The organism is Clostridium sp. (genome assembly GCF_051654825.1).
GTDB lineage: Bacteria > Bacillota > Clostridia > Clostridiales > Clostridiaceae > Clostridium.
The window spans coordinates 1-1818 of sequence record NZ_JBOFYU010000003.1 but is presented as its reverse complement, the minus strand read 5'-3'; the positions used below and the strand labels follow the sequence as shown (position 1 = coordinate 1818).

Below are 1818 nucleotides of genomic sequence, written 5' to 3'. Positions count from 1 at the left end.
ATATGGATGAACCAATGTGTAAACTACAGGAAGGTTCGGGAAAGGGGTTGGCAGAATGGAGGTATATAAATGTGAATTTAGATGCCAGTAAGATATTTAGAATAGGTATAGATTGGTTAACTCTATATAACTTTGAAATTAGTTATAACAGCAATCTTTATATAACAGAACAAGTAACAGAGGAGTATTACCAAGAAAAATTTTGTTTAGATGAGCCAAGTTATACATTAGATAGTACTACAAGGTTATACAGTAGTGGAAAGGAAACACATTTTAAAAACTTGAGATTTAATCCAAATAAAATTTTAAATGGTCATAATATTTATAACTCAAGGGAGATAGAGCTAAAATCAGCTCTTTTAATACTAATAAATGAACTTTCAGAGAAAGGCATAGAGATAAATTTAGCTGAAGCGAAAATTAAAGATGTTGAGATAAATTTGAATTTTAATAAATCTTTTTTAGAAGTTGAAGAAGCTTTTAAACTATTATTCATATCAGTGCCACACTTTAAAAAGATAAGTAGATGCACTAGAAATAAAAGCTATAGATTGATGTTTCAAGATGAAACTCTTCTAGGAAATTACGGTTCTACTTTGGTTACTGTTTATGACAAAACAGAAGAATCTAAAAAACTAGATTTAGAATTAGATATAACAAGATTAGAGTGGAAGTTTTTAAATAGAACTTTTTCATATTATGCAAATAAAAATGAAAAGGATAATAGTCTAAATTCTATTTTAAACAGCTTTGAGCTTATAGATGGAATCTTTATAGAGAATACCAAGAGGAAGCTCTTAGAAGAGGGAATAAGACATTTAGAAAATGTTATAAAGACTAATTTAGAGAAAGAGTTCCTAGCTTTTAAAAAAGCTAATAGATTTGGAAAAGAATTGGGTAAAAAAGAGAAAAGAGGAGTTTATAGATATTTAGAAGAATCATGCTGGATATTTGATTATACTCTTTTAATAGAGCTTGTTGATAAACATGACAAAGCACATAAAACTAGAGAGACAAAAACAATATTGAAGAACTATTCCAATCGTAATAATTTAGAAAAATTAAATTATTTGATGGAATTTATTTTTAACCACTAATTTCAAATAGTGGTTAAACTTTCGAGCCTTAAAAATAGGCTGAAACACTTTACAAATAGATGGATTCTGAATGATATTACTCAGAGTAATCAGAGTGATTTTTCCTTATTAACTAATAGCCGTTATAAATGACATTTTTATTACTTAATTTATTCTTTTAATAGGAGGTGTGTCATAGTGATAAATAAAGTTTCTAATACAATTAAAAAAGAGATAAGAAAAAGATTTGAGGCTGGAGAAGATTTAAAGGAGCTGGCTTTTGAATTTAGATTATCTTATGGCACATTAAGAAACTTATCAAGTAAAGAAAAATGGGTGAAGGGAATTAATGCTACACTACTCTATCTCAGAGAAGTAGAGAAGGATATAGATAGTCATATAGCTGAAAGAGAAGAAGTGAAAGGTCATTATAAAAACCTTCATAAATCAACTCTAGCTTATCTAATTGAGTTAGAAAGAAAAAAAGAAAGACCAACAAGCAAAGCAAAAGAAGAAGCTTTGAAAAATAGAGTTACAGCACATAGAGAAAATTATCAGTTTGCTAAGGAGCTGTATTCAATAATGAATCCAGAGGAAGAGATAGACTATAAGATTAAACTAATTAAGTATGAAGCATACAAGAAAGAGTTATTAAAGAATCCAGATGAATCACCAAAAGAAGATGATGTTGTGGTCTAACGGGTCCTTCTAGGGAATTTCAGGAACCTGCGGGTCCGAGAGG

The 1818-nt window shown here is 29.0% G+C and carries 2 protein-coding genes; both read left to right on the top strand.

Features of this window, described 5'->3' with window-relative positions; genetic code table 11:
* Nucleotides 1-1097 (top strand): hypothetical protein (locus tag ACRDBA_RS00040; RefSeq protein ID WP_438570902.1); only part of this gene is annotated, 1097 nt, incomplete at its 5' end.
* Between the two features lie 177 nt (nt 1098-1274).
* On the top strand, nt 1275-1775 hold the full coding sequence (locus ACRDBA_RS00035; RefSeq protein WP_438570901.1) for a hypothetical protein: 501 nt from the start codon (nt 1275-1277) through the stop codon (nt 1773-1775).
* Nucleotides 1776-1818: the final 43 nt, after the last annotated feature.